An 18,807-nucleotide genomic window follows, 5' to 3' on the forward strand; every position below is an offset into this window, starting at 1 on the left:
CAAATTGCTAATTTGCCGCTTTTTTTATTGAGAATTTTCCTTAGTGTTGCAACTCAACAGTACAAATGCCGTATTTAAAAACCATGCGGAGAAGATTTTTTTTATTGGGAGTAGGAATAGTTAGCAGCACCCTGTCATTTTCACAAGTAAAGAAACAGTTTTCTGTTGAAAACTATGACAGCGTAGAAAAGGTAGATCTTAATTTTAAGGTCAACAATGGCACTTGCCTGATAAAACCCGGTGAAAATGATGAATTGCTGAACGTATACAGCAACCAAGACCACGACAGCTATTCCCATTCCTTCGACAAATCTATAAAAAAGGGAATCTGTCAGATAAAACTTGCGCTCGAGGATGACCGGTCGGAAGGCATTAGCCGCTCTATTTCATACCGCATGTTTGGCACTTCGAGCAATACCACTAAAAAGATCTGGAAGGTATATCTCACCAAAAACAAACGCTACGACCTTAACCTGACCTATGGAATTGGCCATGCAGATATCGACTTATCAGGATTATCCATAGAAAAGTTAAAGATCTATACCGGAAGCGCTGATGTAAATATTGGATATTTGGCAGGCGAACATAATCCGGTTGTTATGGACACCTTTCACGTAAAAGTGGATTTGGGTTCTGTTAATGTAAAAAAACTCAACCTCTCGAAGGCAAAACATGTGGTGGCCGATATTGGTTTTGGGAACCTGCTACTTGATTTCAGTGACCAGCCACAGGTGCGCAGTGATATTAAAGGTAGCGTAGGTGCAGGCAACCTGATGATAATGTTACCATCAGAAGAAACCCCGGTAATCGTAAAAGTTAATGACTCCTGGTTATGCAGGGTAAAACTTACCAAATCATTTAAGCAGCTAACAGATAATACCTTTGTTAACAAGGCATATAAAGAAGGAGCCGATAATTTGCTCACCTTTGATCTGGATGTAAGCATGGGCAGTATCGTATTCAAAGAGAAAAAGTAAACCATTTCCCGCTCAGCGCTTAGCCCATCGCCCCATATGCTCCTTTAGACACCTAAATTACCGTTCTTACTTTCTTCTTACATTCTTTTCTGCTTATATGCTATTTTCGAATTTGAAATTATCGGTAATCCGGTAACATTCACGTTATTTTGCAGAACAATCAAAACTAAACCTTACAAAATTGGAAGCACTTATAGCAAAAAACATTACCAAGAGGTATGCCAACCATACTGCGCTTGATGATGTAAGTCTTAGTATTCCTTCACAAAGTATCTTTGGTTTACTTGGCCCAAATGGTGCCGGAAAAACAACGATGATCCGTATTATCAACCAAATCATAGATGCCGATGAAGGGGAAGTATTAGTCAACGGTACACGGCTGAACGCTGAACACATTTCCATTATAGGCTACCTGCCTGAGGAGCGCGGACTATACAAAAAAATGAAAGTAGGCGAGCAACTGGTATACCTGGGGCAGCTCAGGAATATGTCAAGAAAAGATGCTGTAGAGAAAAGCAAGGCATGGACGAAAAAATTAGACATTTACGAATGGTGGGATAAAAAGGTAGAAGATCTCTCCAAAGGTATGGCCCAGAAAATCCAGTTTATTGCAACTGTACTCAATGAACCTCAACTGATCATACTAGATGAGCCTTTTTCGGGTTTCGACCCCGTAAATGCCAACCTGATCAAAGACGAGATCCTGGAACTGCGTGAGAAAGGCAGCACCATTATCTTTTCAACTCACCGAATGGAGTCCGTTGAAGAGCTGTGCGATCATATTGCACTGATCAACAAATCGAAACTGATATTGGACGGTTCTAAAAAACAGATCAAGCAGTCATACCGCTCCAACACCTATCTGGTTGAGCATGCAGGACAGCTAAACGGCTCCCTTCCTGATAAATTCACTACGCTGGAAAACCAGACCCTGGATGAGAATTTTTATCAGACAACGATAAAAACTGCCGAAGGCATTAGCCCCAACGAATTGTTGACCAACCTGATCGGGATCACTGAAGTACATTCCTTTGTAGAGAAGATCCCAAGTATAAGTGAAATATTCATCTCAAAAGTAGGAGGCACAAAATGAGCAAGACACTATTAATCATTCAACGGGAATTTCTAAGCAGGGTAAAAAAGAAATCTTTCCTTATAGCAACTATAGTGGTACCTCTGATATTCCCGGCCCTCATCGGCGGGATCACCTACATGATGGTAAAAGAAGAGAAGGATGCCAAAGCGAAAGTGGTACATGTGCTGGATGAGGAGGGCTCTTTCAATGTGGAAAATTCAGACAAATACGAATTTATAAAGGTCAGTGGAGACCTGGAATCCGCTAAAACAGCATTCAGAGAATCTGATGATTATGGATTACTGTATGTTCCAAAGTTTGATATTGAAAACCCGGAAGGCTTTACCTTGTATGCCAAAAGCAACCCTAACTTCTCCGTTATTGGGTCACTGGAAAAAGAGGTAGAGCAGGTAATAAAAGATAAAAAACTGCGGGAATATAACATTGATCAACAAGTACTTGATAAGCTAAAAACCAATATCAGTCTTAGATCGGTAAACATTAGCGAAAAGCAGGAAAAAGAGAGTGATGCGGGAATATCATTTGGCATCGGCTATGTGACAGGTTTTCTGATCTATATTTTCATGTTTGCCTATGGTGGCCAGGTAATGCAGGGAGTAATGGAAGAAAAGAGCAATAAAATAGTGGAGGTGATAGTATCTACCGTTAAACCTTTTCAACTTATGCTTGGAAAGATCCTTGGAGTAGCATCGGTGGGCTTCTTCCAGGTAATTATCTGGGTAGTTCTTATTGGTGTCCTTTCAAGTATGGTCCTCGGCTTTTTTGGCCTGGAAGTCCCTCAGGGTTCTGTAGAGCAAGCTGGTGATCCTGAAAAGGCAGATGAAATGTTACGACTGCTGGCGAATATTCCGTTTACAAAAATCGTACTGACTTTCATTTTCTACTTTATCGGAGGCTATTTGCTGTATGGAGCTCTTTTCGCGGCTGTCGGCTCAGCAGTGGATTCTCCTTCAGAGGCACAGCAATTCATGTTCCCAATAATGATCCCACTCATAGCCGGGATCATCGGTATGGGTAGTATTATCAACAACCCTGACGGTAACCTGAGCTTCTGGCTCTCTATCATTCCGTTTACATCACCCATAGCTATGATGGGAAGGATCGGATTTGGTGTGCCGGTCTGGCAATTGGCATTGTCCATGGCGCTACTGGTGCTCGGCTTTATTTTTACCACCTGGATAGCAGGAAGGATCTATAGAGTGGGTATTTTGATGCATGGAGTGAAGGTGAACTATAAAACGCTTGCCAAGTGGTTTATGATGAAGAACTGATCGTTAAGAACTTTTTATAACATACTGATCGTTGGATCGTTACCGGATAGTGTTTTTCTATCCGGTTTTTTTGTTTTAATTTGATCCGTTCGTAGTTTATTCATGGCGCAATCCAACAAAACTGTAGGTATAGACATCTATTACAACAAATCCAAGATCAAATGGGTGGTATTGGTAGTGTCTGTGCTGATCAGTGCGGGGTCCATTTTCTATACCGATGTGCTTGTCGACCAGTTGAAGGAGCGGGAACGCCAGCAAATTGAACTCTTTGCCAAAGCCCTTCAGTATACCATCCAGGAAGACCTGGATAGAAATATTCTATTTGTTAGTGATATTCTTGTTCAAAACCACTCTATTCCTACCATACTTGTTTCGGAAGAAGGCCAGATCATCAACTGGCGAAATGTCGAGGTTGATTCAAGTCTGAGTACATACGAACAAAATAAGGTACTACAGAAGGAACTTAATCGCATGGCTGAAACCTATGAACCCATAGAAGTCATAGATAGGGATAAAATTACAGGTGAAGTATACTACATCAACTACGTCTACTACCGAAATAGCTTTTTATTAACACAGCTCATCTATTACCCATATGTGCAGCTATCCCTGATTGCGATTTTCGCCTTTATCGTTTACCTGATCTTCAATTATTCCAAAGCCGCTGAGCAAAACAGGGTCTGGGTAGGTCTTGCCAAAGAAACTGCCCACCAGTTGGGTACCCCAATTTCTTCCCTTATGGCCTGGGTGGAATATTTTAGGGATCAGGCTGACATCAAGGACAAACAACTATTCGATGAATTAGATAAGGATATTAAAAAGCTTCAGGTAATTACGGAGCGCTTTTCTAATATTGGCTCCGTGCCCGTTTTGTCCGAGGAAAAAATTGACGAGCTGATCAAAAACATTATTGATTACCTCAAGCCACGCATTTCTCCAAAGGTACATATGAGTGTCGATTCGCTGACACCCGGAATCACAGCAAAAGTGAACCCCCCACTCTTCGAATGGGTGATTGAAAACCTCTGTAAAAATGCTGTAGACGCCATGGGAGGGTCAGGGTCTATCGATATATTTATTCTTAAGGGCAGTGAACATCGGGTATTCATTGACATTAGCGATACCGGAAAAGGCATACCAAAATCAAAGATCAGGCAGGTTTTTAATCCCGGCTTTACTACCAAAAAAAGAGGGTGGGGATTGGGCCTTACACTGGCTAAAAGGATCATTGACGTCTACCATCAGGGTAAAATTTTTGTGAAATCGTCAGAAGAGGGCCAGGGCACTACCTTCAGGATAATACTTCCCACGGAATAACCAAGTTTTACGCAACAAAAAACGCGCCTTACTTTTGCTTTAAGGAAATTAGATGTAGTTTTGCGGTCTGAAATTATCGAGGCAATAAACATTTCTATAAAACAATAAAAAATGGCAAATATTGGTAAAATTACCCAGGTAATCGGCCCCGTAGTAGACGTTAGCTTTGATGCTGAGGGTGCTAAATTACCTAATATCCTTGATTCATTAGAAGTAACCAAAGACAACGGTCAGAAAGTGGTATTAGAGTGCCAGCAACACCTTGGAGAAGACAGAGTAAGAACTATCTCCATGGAAAGTACCGAAGGTTTGGTGAGAGGCATGGCTGTAACCGACACCGGTGCACCTATAAAAATGCCTACTGGTGAAGATATCAAAGGCCGCTTATTCAATGTGGTGGGTGAGGCGATTGACGGTATTAAACAACCTTCAGGAAAAACAAGCCTTCCTATACACAGACCCGCTCCGAAATTTGAAGACCTTTCCACTTCTACGGAAGTACTTTACACAGGTATTAAAGTAATTGACCTGATCGAGCCTTACGCAAAAGGTGGTAAGATCGGTTTGTTCGGTGGTGCCGGTGTGGGTAAAACAGTACTTATCCAGGAGCTCATCAATAACATTGCTAAAGCATACTCAGGTTTATCAGTATTTGCCGGTGTAGGAGAAAGAACCCGTGAAGGAAATGACCTGCTTCGAGAAATGATTGAGTCTGGCATCGTTACTTACGGTGAAGAATTCCTTAAGTCTATGGAAGAAGGCGGTTGGGACCTTACAAAAGTAGACGAAGAAAAGCTAAAAGAATCAAAAGCTACTTTCGTATTCGGACAGATGAATGAGCCTCCTGGTGCAAGAGCACGGGTGGCACTTTCAGGGCTGACCATTGCCGAGTATTTCCGTGATGGTGACGGTGAAGGTCAGGGTAAAGATATTCTTTTCTTCGTTGATAATATCTTCCGTTTTACTCAAGCCGGATCTGAAGTATCTGCACTACTCGGACGTATGCCTTCAGCGGTAGGTTACCAACCTACATTGGCAACTGAAATGGGTGCTATGCAGGAAAGAATTACCTCGACTAAAAAGGGATCCATTACTTCTGTACAGGCGGTTTATGTGCCTGCGGATGACTTGACAGACCCTGCCCCAGCTACTACATTTGCCCACCTTGATGCTACTACGGTACTTTCAAGAAAAATATCTGAGTTAGGTATCTATCCTGCAGTGGATCCATTGGATTCTACTTCAAGAATTTTGAGCGCTGAGATCCTGGGTGACGAACACTACAACTGTACACAAAGAGTAAAAGAGATTCTTCAGAGGTATAAAGAACTTCAGGATATCATTGCTATCCTGGGTATGGACGAGCTTTCAGATGAAGATAAAGAGGTAGTACACAGAGCACGTAGGGTACAAAGATTTCTTTCTCAACCATTCCACGTTGCTGAGCAATTTACAGGTATCCCCGGTGTGCTGGTAGATATTAAAGATACCATCAAAGGTTTCAACATGATCATGGACGGTGAGTTGGACCACCTTCCTGAAATGGCCTTCAACCTGGTAGGATCTATCGAAGATGCAATACAGAAAGGTGAGAAGATGCTTGCTGAAACTAAGAAATAAATATACACTTATGGTGATCAGCCTGTCCTGAATGGCTGATCACTTAAATTTTTGTCATATGTTTTTAGAAATAGTTACGCCTGTTAAAAAAGTATATGGAGGAGAGGTAAGCATAGTTACTTTTCCAGGTGTTGATGGCTCGTTTCAGGTAATGAACGATCACGCTGCCATGGTAAGCACATTGAAAGAAGGTACTGTGATTTATAAAAACAGGGATGGGCAACACGAGGTGGAAATTACCGGAGGCGTAGTAGAGGTACTGAATAATAAAATTGTTTTATTAGCTGACGGACTGGTGAGCCAGGAAGTATAGGCTATAAAAATATACAACTCAAAAGGCCGCATTAAAAATGTGGCCTTTTTTTATATATAATATGGTTTGGATAGAATACTATTCTTTCGGTTTAAACATCCTGCGAAAGGTCCGCTTTTCAAACTCCCAAAAGAAACGAAACTGCCCGAAAAGGAAGCCATAGATCAGGAGTATAACATTGTAAATGGGCAGTATAAAGATGTAGTATAGCAATGTGAAAATCCAGCTTCTAGCCTCCTCAGGGCCAAAGAGTGATAGCACAGGCTCTTTCAAAAGAAGCACTGTAGTACCAGTACAGGCAAACACCACCAGAATAATGATAGCCTGCCCCGTAGTTACATTCCAACGCTTTTCAAGTTTGTCCAACCAATTTGGCTTTTTCATCAGCTTTTAAATAATCTCCATATCTGATCATTAGGCACAGGAGCTGTGAAACTCATTTTTTGCTTTTTTACTGGGTGTTCAAAGCTCACCGACCGTGAATGTAAATAAATATCTCCACTTTTGTTGGGCTGATTATATCCATATTTTACATCGCCAAGTATCGGACAGCCCATCTTTGCTAACTGCGCCCGGATCTGATGTGGTCTACCCGTCATTAATTTTATCTCCAGCAAATAATGTTCGCCTATCCGGCCTATCAGCTTATAGCTCAGCACCGCTTTTTGCGAACCCGACACTTCTTTGTTGAAGGCTGTGGTTTTATTGATCTTAGTATTTTTTTTCAGCCAATGCACCAACTCTCCCGCTGTGTTAGGCGGTCGATGTGTGGTAATAGCCCAGTAGATTTTATCTATCCTACGCTCCTTGAACAGTTTGTTCATGCGCTCCAGAGCTTTTGATGTACGTGCTAAAATGACAGCCCCGCTAACCGGCCTGTCTAACCGATGGACCACCCCGAGAAATACGTCTCCGGGTTTGTCATACTTTTCTTTTACGTAAAGCTTGGCTTGCTCTGCCAGGGTAATATCTCCGGATTTGTCTCCCTGCACTAACAAACCGGCAGGCTTATTAACAATGAGCAAGTGGTTATCTTCGTAGACAATATTTTCCCTCTTTAACATTGATCCCTTAAAACTCTGACGTAAAATGAAATTCAATCTCCGGGAAATTGTCCTGAACCATGCTTAGCCAGGCCCGCGATTCTGCCATAAATACCAGCTTGCCATCCTTATCTTTTGCAATATGACGGTATTTTGAATCTACGAACTCATTGAGCTTCTTTTTATCCTTACTACTGATCCAGCAGGCCTTATAAAGGTTCATTGACATAAAATCACAGGAGGCGCCATATTCATGCTTCAGCCTGTGTTGTATTACTTCAAACTGCAAAGCTCCAACAGTTCCTACCACTTTTCTGGTTCCGAGTTCGTAGGTAAATAATTGTGCCACACCTTCCTCCATCAACTGGTGTAATCCTTTATCCAACTGCTTCGTTTTCATAGCATCCTTGTTGATCACCTCTTTGAATATTTCCGGTGAAAAGCTCGGGATGCCTTTATACATGCCTTTCTCACCTTCCGATATGGTATCTCCTATTTTCAGGTTGCCAGTATCGTATAATCCGACAATATCTCCCGGCCAGGCCTCATCAACAAGCTCCTTTTCCTGGGCCATGAAAGCAGTGACGTTGGAAAACCTGATCTTTTTATCCGCCCGTACATGGTAATAGTTGCTTCCGCGTTCAAATTTTCCCGAACACACACGAATAAATGCAATCCTGTTTCTATGATTGGGATCCATATTGGCATGTATCTTAAAGATAAAGCCTGAAAATTTATTTTCTTCGGGTGTGATCAGACGCTCCTCGGTTTCTCTGGGCTTGGGAGGTGGCGCAAGCTCTATGAAGCAATCGAGCAGTTCCTTTACACCAAAATTATTAACAGCGCTGCCAAAGAAGACAGGCGCTACATTCCCCGCCAGATATTCATTGACATCAAATTCAGGATATACTCCTTCGATCAATTCCACGTCCTCTCTCAACTGCTTCGCATAGCTCTCCCCTACTTCCCGGTCAATTTGAGGATCGTTGATGTCTTCTATTTTCAACCCATCATTTTCTATCTTTGCCCTGCTCGGCTGAAAGAGATGAAGGCTTTTATTGTACAGGCTGTATACCCCTTTGAAAGTCTTGCCCATACTTATCGGCCAGCTTAACGGCCTCACTTTAATACTAAGCTTTTCCTCGATTTCATCAAGCAGGTCGTACGGATCACGTCCTTCACGATCCATTTTATTGATAAAGCAGATCACCGGTGTGTTTCGCATTCTACACACTTCCATCAGCTTTTCTGTTTGTATCTCCACCCCCTTCACACAATCTATCACCATGATCACACTGTCCACGGCAGTCAGCGTGCGGTAGGTATCTTCGGCAAAATCCTGGTGACCGGGGGTATCTAGCAGATTGATCTTTTTCCCATTATAGTTGAAACCCATCACTGACGTGGCCACCGAAATACCCCTTTGCTTTTCGATCTCCATCCAATCGGATCGGGCATGCATTTTTATTTTGTTAGACTTCACCGCACCTGCCGTCTGTATCGCCCCACCGAAAAGCAGGAGCTTCTCCGTGAGTGTGGTCTTTCCCGCATCCGGGTGGCTAATAATCCCAAATGTTCTTCTCTTCTCTATTTCCTGTTTCAATGACATGGTATTTCAAAATAAGGTGCAAATTTAGGGAATAGTTTTCTCAGTTCTTAGTTCTCGGTTCACAGTTCTCCGTTCACCATCAAACTATAAACTGTGAACTGGAAACTATAAACTCAAAACTGAAATACGTCTGCCAATATGTCACACAATTCCATTTGGCATAACCATTGATAAACTTCTGATAATGACAGAAAAAATATTTGAATAGAATAGTTAATAAATAAGAATTTATCATGGGAAAAATTATCGGAATTGATTTAGGAACTACCAACTCATGTGTAGCGGTGATGGAGGGTAATGAGCCTGTGGTGATCCCTAACAGCGAAGGAAGAAGAACAACTCCTTCGATAGTCGCTTTCCTGGATGAAGGAAAGGGCGAAAGAAAGGTGGGGGATCCTGCAAAAAGACAGGCCATAACCAACCCACAAAATACCATTAGTTCGGTAAAGAGATTTATGGGAAAGAAATTCAGCGAAGTAACTGAAGAAAGAAAAACTGTTTCCTATGCTCTCGAAAAAGGAAATAATGACACTGTAAGAGTTAAAATCGGTGACAGAAACTATACTCCTCAGGAAATATCAGCCATGATCCTTCAGAAAATGAAGTCTACTGCTGAAGATTACCTGGGAACTGAAGTGAAAGAGGCTGTAATTACCGTACCTGCTTACTTCAACGATGCGGAGCGTCATGCTACGAAAGAAGCCGGACAGATCGCTGGCCTTGAAGTGAAAAGGATCATCAACGAGCCTACTGCCGCTGCCCTTGCCTACGGTCTTGACAAGAAGGACAGAGATATGAAAATAGCGGTGTATGACCTTGGTGGTGGTACATTTGATATTTCTATCCTCGAATTAGGAGACGGTGTATTTGAAGTAAAATCTACAAACGGTGATGTTCACCTTGGTGGTGATGATTTTGACCAGGTAATTATCAACTGGCTGGCGGAAGAGTTTCAAAAAGATGAGAACGTAGATCTTAGAAAAGACCCTATGGCACTTCAAAGATTAAAAGAAGCTGCTGAAAAGGCTAAAATTGAACTTTCCAGTTCAACAGAAACAGAGATCAACCTGCCATATATTATGCCTGTTGACGGTGTGCCTAAGCACCTTGTTAAGAAGCTTTCAAGAGCTAAATTCGAGCAGCTCTCTGACGACCTGGTTAAAAGAACTATGGGGCCTTGCAAAATTGCTTTGAAAGATGCAGGATTGAATGCTTCTGAAATTGACGAAGTTATTTTAGTAGGTGGTTCAACAAGGATCCCTAAAATACAGGAAGAAGTTGAGAAATTCTTTGGCAAGAAGCCTTCAAAAGGTGTAAACCCTGACGAAGTGGTGGCGATCGGTGCTGCGATCCAGGGTGGTGTACTTACAGGTGAAGTGAAAGACGTACTTCTACTGGACGTTACTCCGCTTTCATTAGGAATCGAAACTATGGGAGGTGTATTCACCAAGCTTATCGAATCTAACACCACTATCCCTACCAAGAAGTCTGAGGTGTTCTCAACTGCTGCTGACAACCAGCCTTCTGTGGAGATCCACGTATTGCAAGGCGAGCGATCAATGGCAAAAGACAACAGGACTATCGGTAGATTCCACCTGGACGGAATTCCACCAGCACCAAGAGGCGTGCCTCAGATCGAAGTAACTTTCGATATCGATGCTAATGGTATAATGAACGTATCTGCCAAAGATAAAGGTACCGGCAAAGAGCAGAAGATCAGAATCGAAGCTTCTTCCGGTTTGACAGATGCTGAAATCGAGAAGATGAAGCAGGAAGCTCAGGCTAATGCTGAGGCTGACAAGGAGGCGAAAGAAAAGATCGATAAGATCAATTCTGCTGACTCATTGATCTTCCAGACTGAAAAGCAACTGAAAGAATACGGTGACAAGCTTTCTGAGGACAATAAGTCGAAGATCACTGGTGCACTTGAAGAACTGAAGAAAGCGCATCAATCGCAAGATGTGGCTGCCATAGACACCGCCATGGAAGGACTGAACAAAGCATGGGAAGGTGCCGCTCAGGAAATGTACGCTGCTTCTGGCGGACAGGGAGCTGAGGGCGGTGCAGATCAGCCAGGTAGTCAGGCCGAAGGCGGAGCAGATAATGACGTATCTGACGTTGAATTCGAAGAAGTGGATGACAACAACAAAAAATAATTCACTTAAAACATAAAAAAAGAAAAGGCTGTCTGAAAAGGCAGTCTTTTTTTGTATTTGTACATCATCATGTAAATAGTGGCATCCCTTCCGTGTTGTCATAGAAGACTCACCACACTTTTCATCATTAATCTCATCCTTTCTTCCCTGGCAACCCTATCCGGGCTGGGCATAATACCTTTTACTATTTCCCTACCCTACCTTACCGCTCTTTCGTGGCACTTACCTTCACATGACTGCACCAATATCTTAGAAGAAGATAGCTTAGAGGTGACATGACATAAGTTCCTGAAATTATTTCATTCACCGGCAAATAACACCTTTCATCTGGAGAAAGAACATCTTCACAGGATCATACATATCTAACTGATAATGAGGAGCGTTTGTAGAGAAGTTATTTAATTTTTTTCAACTAAACGATGAACTATGAAAATGTTAAAAATGTGGAGTGCGGTATTGTTATCACTAATGATATTTACCGCCTGTAACGATGATGATGAAAAAATTAATGCAGACAGACCTGATTATGAAGGCCAGGGTCAGGCCAATATTTATATAACTGATGCACCTGTAGATGATGTAAATATTTCAACAGTAGTTATCTCTATTGCTGGTGTAGAAGCCAACGGCCCTGACGGATGGAAAATGATCAAAGAATTTGAAGAACCAGTAAAAATTGATCTGTTAAGTTACCAAAATGGCGAAGCGTATCTACTGACAGAAGAGGTAATTGAGGCAGGCGTTTATACGGAGGTACGTCTTAAGCTGAATATCCAGGAAGAGATAGATGGTGAGCTTCAGAATCCCGGATGCTATATAGAATTTAAAGATGGAAGTAAAAAACCCCTGTTCGTTCCCAGTGGTGGACAATCCGGCTACAAAGCTAAAGGAGAGTTTGCACTCCCTACTGATGGTGTAGTTGCTGTAACGCTTGATTTCGATGTGCGAAAAGCTGTTGTAAAGACAGGTAGTGATAAGTATATACTGAAACCGACAATCAGATTGGTGGCTAATGAAGAAGCGGGGCTTATCGAAGGTAAGTTTGCCGAGGCTGATACTTATGAAAAAGTAATTGTATATGCCTATGCAAATGGTGAATTCAAAGAAAGTGAAATGGATGAGCCCGCTGAGGGCGAGGTAAGATTCTCTAATGCAGTATCCAGCAGTGTAGTGGGTGAAGGTGGAGAATTTACGCTGGCTTTCATGAATGCCGGCACTTATGATCTCTACCTGGTATACCATGACGAAAATGGAGAATTCCTCAACCTGATCGGATCCTATGAAGATGTATCCGTTGAAGCTGGCGCAAAAGTGAGCCTTCAATTGGAGCTGAATTTATTGAATTAATAAAAAAATACCCTTTCTATTAAAAAAGCCCTTATTCAGGGCTTTTTTAATTATACAGACTATAAATTTGTGCTTTGAATTTACATTAAGATAAAAAAATGATTGTTTACAAATTTGGTGGGACTTCCGTGGGCATGCCGGAGCGCATGCACAAAGTTTCGGAACTTATTACTGCAGATGACAAAACAAAAATAGTTGTTTTATCTGCCATTTCAGGTACAACCAATACCCTTGTTGAGATTGGTGAGCTATTACTCGATCGAAAACAGGAAGAAGCTAAATTTAAGGTAAAGAATCTTAAGAAACATTATGATGAGTTCACTGCCGGATTGTACAGCACAGCAGAAGGAAAGAGAAGGGGTTCAGAAGTAGTAGATATTTATTTTAAGGAGATTAACACGCTTACCGATATTCCCGATTTCAACCAGGGAAACAACAAAACCCTGCTGGCTTACGGTGAAATACTGTCCACGAATCTATTTCATCATTATCTGACAGAGGCTGGTCTAAAGAACATGCTCTTACCAGCGCTGAACTACATGTCTATTGATGAAAATGGGGAGCCGGAAATAGAAAAAATATCGACAAAACTCAAAAATATCATTGAGACATCGGAAAAAGTGCCTTTGTACATCACACAGGGGTATATATGTCGCAACCATGAAGGGAAAACCGATAACCTCCAGAGGGGAGGTAGTGACTATACTGCCTCTATAGTTGGGGCAGCCATTAACGCAGACGAGGTGCAGATCTGGACAGACATTGACGGGATGCACAACAATGATCCCCGGATAGTAAAGAACACTTTCCCAATCTCGGAGCTTACCTTTGATGAGGCTGCTGAGCTGGCTTATTTCGGAGCAAAGATACTGCACCCCTCTTCTATATTGCCAGCCCAGAAATATGGTATTCCTGTTAGGCTAAAAAGCACCATGGATCATGCCGCTCCTGGTACCGTCATCAGCAATGTGAGTGGCGATATAGACATCAAGGCTATTGCAGCTAAGGATGGTATTACCGCCATCAAAATAAAGTCCACACGGATGCTTCTCGCCCATGGTTTCCTGAGACGGCTGTTCGAGGTTTTTGAAAAATATAAAACCTCAATCGATATGATCACTACTTCGGAAGTAGCTGTATCTGTCACTATTGATCAACCCAGGTATCTGGATCAGATCGTTGAGGAGTTAGAGCACTTTGGCATTGTGGAAGTAGATAAAAACCAGACCATCATCTGCCTTGTAGGCAGCATGGTGGCTGCTAAAAAAGGTGTACTGGTAAGGATCTTTGATGCTATGGCGGATATCCCTGTTAGGATGGTATCTTACGGTGGCAGCAAAAATAATATTTCGCTGCTTGTAGACACACAGTATAAGGAAAAGGCGTTGATCAGTCTTAATGACAGTGTTTTTGAAAAACAAGTAGTGTAAAACTAAAGGTGATTTAAAAAAGGACTAAAAAACAGGCTCGGAGCATTGAGCCTGTTTTTTATAGTCGGTTACCGCCTATTAATTTTATGAACTCCCAATCTCCCCATTAACCATTTCTTTTCAACACCAAATAAGCCTGTCATGCCAATTTTTTAGTTTCCTTCTTAAGTCCACACTCCCCTGCCCCTTTCTGATAATCAAAAATGAAAGCTGAGCTGCCGTTTTGAGAATGGCCGTTTTCAGTGAAATTTGAATATAGCTCTGAATGGGGATTTACTTACAAAGCTTTAACAACCAATTTTGTTTCTGACGCATAACAACCAAAACGTAAGAAAAATGAAAAAAGACAAATTGAACTTAGAGCAACTAAAAGTTAAAAGCTTTGTCACTGGATCACATAGTGAAGACATTGACACATTGAAAGGTGGATACACATATCTCTGTGGTCCCGGTACGATTCCAGCCAGCCCACTTTGTGCCTACACTCAGGTTTCATGTTATGAAATCCATTGTGATCGGTATACTGTGATGATGCCGTAATTTATTTTATTTAGCCGCCAGGCATCAATCCTGGTGCCTGGCTCTCTTCCCATTCTTATGAAACCGTTTAAAACATATTTTGAAGATTCCAGCGGCTGGCTGGTTTTTACACTTGTCAGTTGTATTTACCTATTCTCCACATACATAGTCAACGAATTTGTGCTAACTGAGTCATTGTATTATAACTCACTGGCAGAGCAATTAACCTATGAGCGAATTAATGAGATGCTGGAATCCACATCCCAATGGCGGTTGGTTCAGTATGCTATTATACCCATAACAATACTGGTCAAAGTGTTTGTAGTGACACTGTGTTTAAATGCAGGTCTGTTGTTAACCACTTATCAGGTAAGTTTTAAAGACATATTTAGCATTGTATTAAAGGCAGAACTCATTTTTGCCTTTGCATCAATACTTAATGTAGTAATCTTTTTGCTGTTTTTCAAGGCCAATACCTTTGAAGATCTGTATCACCTCAACTCCCTGTCTATCCTATCACTTTTGACTATATCCGACATTGAGCCCTGGCTGGTGTATCCGTTAAGTATAATTAACATCTATGAACTGTTGTATATAGCATTTCTGGCAATAGGTCTTATGATATATATTAATTCGGATTTTAAGAACTCCTGTAAAGTGGTAGCCACAAGCTACGGTTCTGCGCTCGTGTTTTGGTTATTGTTCGTAGTATTCATACAGATTAATGCCTATTAAAATGAAAAATAAGTATTTCAAAATATTCCTTATAGGGTTGCTGGGAGTCGCCATGATCTCAATGGCATTACAGATAAGCCGGAGCATTGCATCTAAAAAACGTATCGAAGCCTCAAGGAAAGCGATACCTGCATTTGCCTTCACAACTATGGATGGTAGCACCTACACCAGTAGTGAAATTAAAAATGAAAATCTCATTATTAACTATTTCAATCCCGAATGTGGACATTGCCAATACCAGGTAGAGGAGTTAAAGAAACTTTCTAAAGCAGAAAATACACAAATCTTAATGATCGGCACTGAAAAGCCAGAAAACCTTGCTGGCTTCATAGAGAATTATGAATTACATAGTTACCCGGAAATAGCTGTTCTCAGCGATATCAATGCCGAATTTCCACGGTTTTTTGGCGAAGCGAATGTGCCGACAATATTAATATACAAAGATGGCATACTAAAGAAAATTTTCAGAGGAGAAACTAAGTACCAGGCCATTGCCGAGGTTTTAAGTACTAATGATTTAAGTCTCCAGTAGAAAAGATAAGATCTTAAACCGGTTAAGAACAGGTGGATGCCGAAAAGCCTGAGACAACAGAGTAGGCAAAACTGCAAAAACTAAATAAATATGAAAAAGTTAGAAATGAATCAAATGGAAGCAATCAATGGTGGAATTTGCGGAGCTGGAGTAGGCGGAGGAATTATTGCAGGAGGTTACTCCGCAGCAGGACTCCTGGTGGCTGGAGGATTTGCCTTAACTGGTCCTATCGGCTGGGCCGCAGCAGCAGTGGTAATAGGAGGAGCAGTTGGAGGAGGCTTGACAGGAGCAGCCACTTTTTGCCAAGAGAAATAATTCCTTTTAAAATGGAGCTAACCAAATACGATCTGTTACCAGATCGTATTTGTAATATACTATAGCTGGTAAATGAGGCTTGAGAAATTATATATTAAACAACGGGACCGTACAGACTGTGGAGTCGCATGCCTGGCCACTGTGACGAGGTATTTCGGTGCAGATATTTTAGTTGAAAAACTTAGAAATATTAGTGGCACCCGCCAGGATGGCACTACACTGTTGGGCCTTTATCAGGCCGCAAACAAAATTGGTTTGGAAGCTGAAGCTTTTCAGGCAGACATTGAAAATTTGAAAGAAGCCGGTGCGCCATGCATTCTGCATATTGTGCAGAACAGCACCTTGCAACACTTCATTGTATGCCTGTCATATGGTCAGAAATCAAACAAATTCCAATGTATAGACCCTGCAACAGGACCAGTGAAATATTCTCCTGAAAAATTGGAATCCGTCTGGAAGAGTAAGGCGCTCCTATTGGTTAAAGAGGGCACAATAAGACAACAATATAAAGAAGCACAAAAAAATAAACGTCAATGGATACTTTCATTAGTTAAAAAAGACAGTAACCTGCTCCTGGCTGCGTTGTTCATTGGTGTTATTGTTGCGGTTTTGGGATTATCAACTGCAGTTTTTAGCCAAAAACTCATAGATGTGATAATCCCTAACAAGGAGTACACTAAGCTTATAACCGGACTGATTCTACTCGGATTTTTACTAATCGGAAGATCCGCACTTTCATATCTACGCCAATATTTTTTGATCCGGCAGGGCAGAGACTTTAATGTAAGACTTGTCGATGGTTTTTTTGGTAAGCTGCTTCAATTACCTGTGCCTTTTTTTCACTCCCGCAAAACAGGCGATCTCATAGCGCGAATGAATGATTCGCAACGTATTCAGCAGGTCATTATATACCTTACAAGTTCACTAATGATTGACATCCTCATGTTGCTGATTAGTGTAGGTGGAGTATTTTTTTACTCCCAGTTGATCGGGTTTTTTATTCTGGCAGTAGTTCCTATGTATGGTTTCATCATTTATAAGTACCATCATAAGATTGTAAAGGCTCAGAAAGAAGTAATGCAGGCATATAGTATCAATGAAAGTCATTATGTGGACACAATACAAGGCATAGAGGAAATCAAATTACACAATAAAGAAGCTACATTTTCGAAAGCAACAAAAAACATTTACGGACATTTTCAACAAAAAATATATGACTTAGGTAAAGTTAAAATTGGTTTTAGTACATTATCAGAGTTAGTGGCTTCAATTTTTATTGTATCTGTTTTAGGTTGGAGTGCCTGGTTGGTATTAGAGCAAAGTATTACCACCGGAGCATTGATAGCAATCCTTCAAATGACAGGGATTATTTTACCTTCTGCCGGTAATCTTGCCCTAACCAACCTTCACTTACAGGAAGCGCGCATAGCTATTGACAGGTTGTTCGAGTACTCATCCGTTGAACCGGAATCAGGAGAAACATCCACTCGTCAAGAAACAAATTCATTTGAGGCACTTGAAGTCAAGGATATTGCTTTTCGGTTTCCAGGCAGATCACTACTGTTTTCCGGTGTATCTTTCCAGGTTAGAAAAGGTGAAAATATTGCCATTCTGGGTGAAAGTGGAAGCGGGAAAACCACAATATTACACCTAATAAAAAAGTTTTATGAGCATGAGTCGGGTCAAATTCTGGCTAATGGTATTCCTCTAACTTCTATTTCAAATGAAGCCTGGAGAAAAAAGTTAGGTGTCGTTTCACAGGAAATTAAAATTTTCAATGGTACTGTCTTAGATAATGTTATGATGGGGACTCCGGTTGATAAGGCAGAACAGTACATTGAATATCTAAATAAGACAGGCCTGACACCCTTGATCGCAAAATTCCCGCAAGGATATGCCACTATAATTGGCGAAGACGGAATCAGGCTGTCTGGCGGTCAACGTCAGATACTGGCCCTTGCGCGGGCTCTTTGTAAAAGACCGGATATTTTACTTCTTGACGAGGCTACATCGGCCATGGACCGGGACACTGAAATCAAAGTGCGCGATATACTGAATAGCATAAAGAAGCATTTTGCTATTATCACCTTAACTCACCGTGTGAACTTAGCCCGTTATGCTGACCGTATTTATTTGCTGGAAAACAAAACAATTTCATCCTCTGGAAACCATGAGGATTTAATGATCACAGACAACTTGTATTCGCGTGGATGGAAAGATCTTATCCCGGAACTTGAGGTATTGGTATTGTCAAGCTTTGATAATTGATCGAAAAAGATCTTGCATCTGGTTGCAATGAAGCTTCATATCGGGAAGTACAAAGTCAGTTTATAGCCCCATGTGTTATTCCTGATGATGTAAAGTAAATAACGTGAGTTCGATATAAAAACGTTGATATATTTTAATGAAAATAGGCAGAAAATTAGTATATTAAGTTATTGACAATCAACTAAATAACTAAAGTTCTGCCTATGTTATCTGCTTCTAAAATTACCGAAATTTTTTGTTCTATTGATGATTTCTGCCT

Annotated in this window: 17 protein-coding genes and 1 pseudogene; 15 read left to right on the forward strand and 3 right to left on the reverse strand. The window is 41.3% G+C overall.

Going from position 1 to position 18,807, the window contains the following annotated elements; translation table 11 throughout:
- Positions 1-83 precede the first annotated feature (83 nt).
- The 6 genes from C900_RS13885 (at position 84) to atpC (ending at position 6,594) form a co-directional block, all read left to right on the forward strand.
- A complete protein-coding gene (locus tag C900_RS13885; RefSeq protein WP_040496796.1) occupies positions 84-977 on the forward strand; it encodes a hypothetical protein in 894 nt (297 codons plus the stop codon).
- Positions 978-1,158: 181 nt separating this feature from the next.
- The gene (locus C900_RS13890) at positions 1,159-2,070 is read left to right on the forward strand and encodes an ABC transporter ATP-binding protein (protein ID WP_009580609.1); all 912 of its coding nucleotides are present in this window, start codon (positions 1,159-1,161) and stop codon (positions 2,068-2,070) included.
- Positions 2,067-3,344 carry an ABC transporter permease gene (locus C900_RS13895; RefSeq protein WP_009580610.1) on the forward strand — a complete coding sequence of 426 codons (1,278 nt, stop codon included), beginning with the start codon at positions 2,067-2,069 and terminating at the stop codon, positions 3,342-3,344. The genes C900_RS13890 and C900_RS13895 overlap by 4 nt, the downstream gene beginning before the upstream one ends.
- Before the next feature lie 102 nt (positions 3,345-3,446).
- Complete coding sequence (locus tag C900_RS13900; RefSeq protein WP_009580611.1) at positions 3,447-4,661, forward strand: sensor histidine kinase; 1,215 nt, start codon at positions 3,447-3,449, stop codon at positions 4,659-4,661.
- 111 nt (positions 4,662-4,772) lie between these two features.
- Positions 4,773-6,281: a F0F1 ATP synthase subunit beta gene (gene atpD / locus C900_RS13905; RefSeq protein ID WP_009580612.1), complete on the forward strand. Its 1,509-nt coding sequence runs from the start codon at positions 4,773-4,775 to the stop codon at positions 6,279-6,281.
- Between the two features lie 58 nt (positions 6,282-6,339).
- Positions 6,340-6,594: an ATP synthase F1 subunit epsilon gene (gene atpC, locus C900_RS13910; protein ID WP_009580613.1), complete on the forward strand. Its 255-nt coding sequence runs from the start codon at positions 6,340-6,342 to the stop codon at positions 6,592-6,594.
- A gap of 78 nt (positions 6,595-6,672) precedes the next feature.
- Here the strand turns inward: atpC and C900_RS13915 are convergent, their stop codons facing one another.
- Genes C900_RS13915 through C900_RS13925 form a run of 3 tightly spaced genes read right to left on the reverse strand, consistent with a single transcriptional unit; the run spans position 6,673 to position 9,246 of the window.
- Positions 6,673-6,978, reverse strand: a complete 306-nt coding sequence (locus tag C900_RS13915; RefSeq protein WP_040496797.1) for a DUF6787 family protein — start codon at positions 6,976-6,978, stop codon at positions 6,673-6,675.
- Positions 6,978-7,658 carry an RluA family pseudouridine synthase gene (locus C900_RS13920; RefSeq protein ID WP_009580615.1) on the reverse strand — a complete coding sequence of 227 codons (681 nt, stop codon included), beginning with the start codon at positions 7,656-7,658 and terminating at the stop codon, positions 6,978-6,980. The genes C900_RS13915 and C900_RS13920 overlap by 1 nt, the downstream gene beginning before the upstream one ends.
- Positions 7,659-7,665: 7 nt before the next feature.
- The gene (locus tag C900_RS13925) at positions 7,666-9,246 is read right to left on the reverse strand and encodes a peptide chain release factor 3 (RefSeq protein WP_009580616.1); all 1,581 of its coding nucleotides are present in this window, start codon (positions 9,244-9,246) and stop codon (positions 7,666-7,668) included.
- A 233-nt stretch (positions 9,247-9,479) separates the two neighbouring features.
- Here C900_RS13925 and dnaK point away from each other — a divergent pair, with 233 nt between their 5' ends.
- From dnaK to C900_RS13960, 9 genes and pseudogenes are all read left to right on the forward strand, one after another.
- Positions 9,480-11,402: a molecular chaperone DnaK gene (gene dnaK, locus C900_RS13930; protein WP_009580617.1), complete on the forward strand. Its 1,923-nt coding sequence runs from the start codon at positions 9,480-9,482 to the stop codon at positions 11,400-11,402.
- A gap of 426 nt (positions 11,403-11,828) precedes the next feature.
- Entirely contained in the window at positions 11,829-12,749 is a 921-nt protein-coding gene (locus C900_RS13935; protein ID WP_040496798.1) for a DUF4382 domain-containing protein, read from the forward strand.
- 98 nt (positions 12,750-12,847) lie between these two features.
- Complete coding sequence (locus tag C900_RS13940; RefSeq protein WP_009580619.1) at positions 12,848-14,179, forward strand: aspartate kinase; 1,332 nt, start codon at positions 12,848-12,850, stop codon at positions 14,177-14,179.
- Positions 14,180-14,515: 336 nt separating this feature from the next.
- On the forward strand, positions 14,516-14,719 hold the full coding sequence (locus C900_RS31025) for a pinensin family lanthipeptide (protein ID WP_221408136.1): 204 nt from the start codon (positions 14,516-14,518) through the stop codon (positions 14,717-14,719).
- 57 nt (positions 14,720-14,776) lie between these two features.
- A complete protein-coding gene (locus C900_RS13945) occupies positions 14,777-15,433 on the forward strand; it encodes a hypothetical protein (RefSeq protein WP_009580620.1) in 657 nt (218 codons plus the stop codon).
- Position 15,434: 1 nt separating this feature from the next.
- Positions 15,435-15,965, forward strand: coding sequence for a peroxiredoxin family protein (locus C900_RS13950; protein WP_009580621.1), 531 nt, complete (start codon positions 15,435-15,437; stop codon positions 15,963-15,965).
- A gap of 90 nt (positions 15,966-16,055) precedes the next feature.
- A complete protein-coding gene (locus tag C900_RS13955; RefSeq protein ID WP_009580622.1) occupies positions 16,056-16,280 on the forward strand; it encodes a hypothetical protein in 225 nt (74 codons plus the stop codon).
- Positions 16,281-16,352: 72 nt separating this feature from the next.
- Positions 16,353-16,751, forward strand: a pseudogene (locus tag C900_RS31030) (cysteine peptidase family C39 domain-containing protein); the annotation flags it as partial.
- A 3-nt stretch (positions 16,752-16,754) separates the two neighbouring features.
- Positions 16,755-18,548, forward strand: a complete 1,794-nt coding sequence (locus C900_RS13960; protein WP_245558437.1) for a peptidase domain-containing ABC transporter — start codon at positions 16,755-16,757, stop codon at positions 18,546-18,548.
- Positions 18,549-18,807 lie beyond the last annotated feature (259 nt).

This window comes from Fulvivirga imtechensis AK7, from assembly GCF_000331535.1.
Lineage (GTDB): Bacteria > Bacteroidota > Bacteroidia > Cytophagales > Cyclobacteriaceae > Fulvivirga > Fulvivirga imtechensis.

Excerpts from the sequence above, each read along its gene's own strand:
- atpC (WP_009580613.1), top strand. The coding sequence starts at position 6,340 with ATGTTTTTAGAAATAGTTACGCCTGTTAAAAAAGTATATGGAGGAGAG.
- C900_RS13945 (WP_009580620.1), top strand. The coding sequence starts at position 14,777 with ATGAAACCGTTTAAAACATATTTTGAAGATTCCAGCGGCTGGCTGGTT.
- C900_RS13915 (WP_040496797.1), bottom strand. The coding sequence starts at position 6,978 with ATGAAAAAGCCAAATTGGTTGGACAAACTTGAAAAGCGTTGGAATGTA.
- C900_RS31025 (WP_221408136.1), top strand. The coding sequence starts at position 14,516 with ATGAAAAAAGACAAATTGAACTTAGAGCAACTAAAAGTTAAAAGCTTT.
- C900_RS13955 (WP_009580622.1), top strand. The coding sequence starts at position 16,056 with ATGAAAAAGTTAGAAATGAATCAAATGGAAGCAATCAATGGTGGAATT.
- C900_RS13885 (WP_040496796.1), top strand. The coding sequence starts at position 84 with ATGCGGAGAAGATTTTTTTTATTGGGAGTAGGAATAGTTAGCAGCACC.
- C900_RS13920 (WP_009580615.1), bottom strand. The coding sequence starts at position 7,658 with ATGTTAAAGAGGGAAAATATTGTCTACGAAGATAACCACTTGCTCATT.
- C900_RS13895 (WP_009580610.1), top strand. The coding sequence starts at position 2,067 with ATGAGCAAGACACTATTAATCATTCAACGGGAATTTCTAAGCAGGGTA.
- C900_RS13950 (WP_009580621.1), top strand. The coding sequence starts at position 15,435 with ATGAAAAATAAGTATTTCAAAATATTCCTTATAGGGTTGCTGGGAGTC.
- C900_RS13900 (WP_009580611.1), top strand. The coding sequence starts at position 3,447 with ATGGCGCAATCCAACAAAACTGTAGGTATAGACATCTATTACAACAAA.
- C900_RS13940 (WP_009580619.1), top strand. The coding sequence starts at position 12,848 with ATGATTGTTTACAAATTTGGTGGGACTTCCGTGGGCATGCCGGAGCGC.
- dnaK (WP_009580617.1), top strand. The coding sequence starts at position 9,480 with ATGGGAAAAATTATCGGAATTGATTTAGGAACTACCAACTCATGTGTA.
- C900_RS13935 (WP_040496798.1), top strand. The coding sequence starts at position 11,829 with ATGAAAATGTTAAAAATGTGGAGTGCGGTATTGTTATCACTAATGATA.
- C900_RS13925 (WP_009580616.1), bottom strand. The coding sequence starts at position 9,246 with ATGTCATTGAAACAGGAAATAGAGAAGAGAAGAACATTTGGGATTATT.
- atpD (WP_009580612.1), top strand. The coding sequence starts at position 4,773 with ATGGCAAATATTGGTAAAATTACCCAGGTAATCGGCCCCGTAGTAGAC.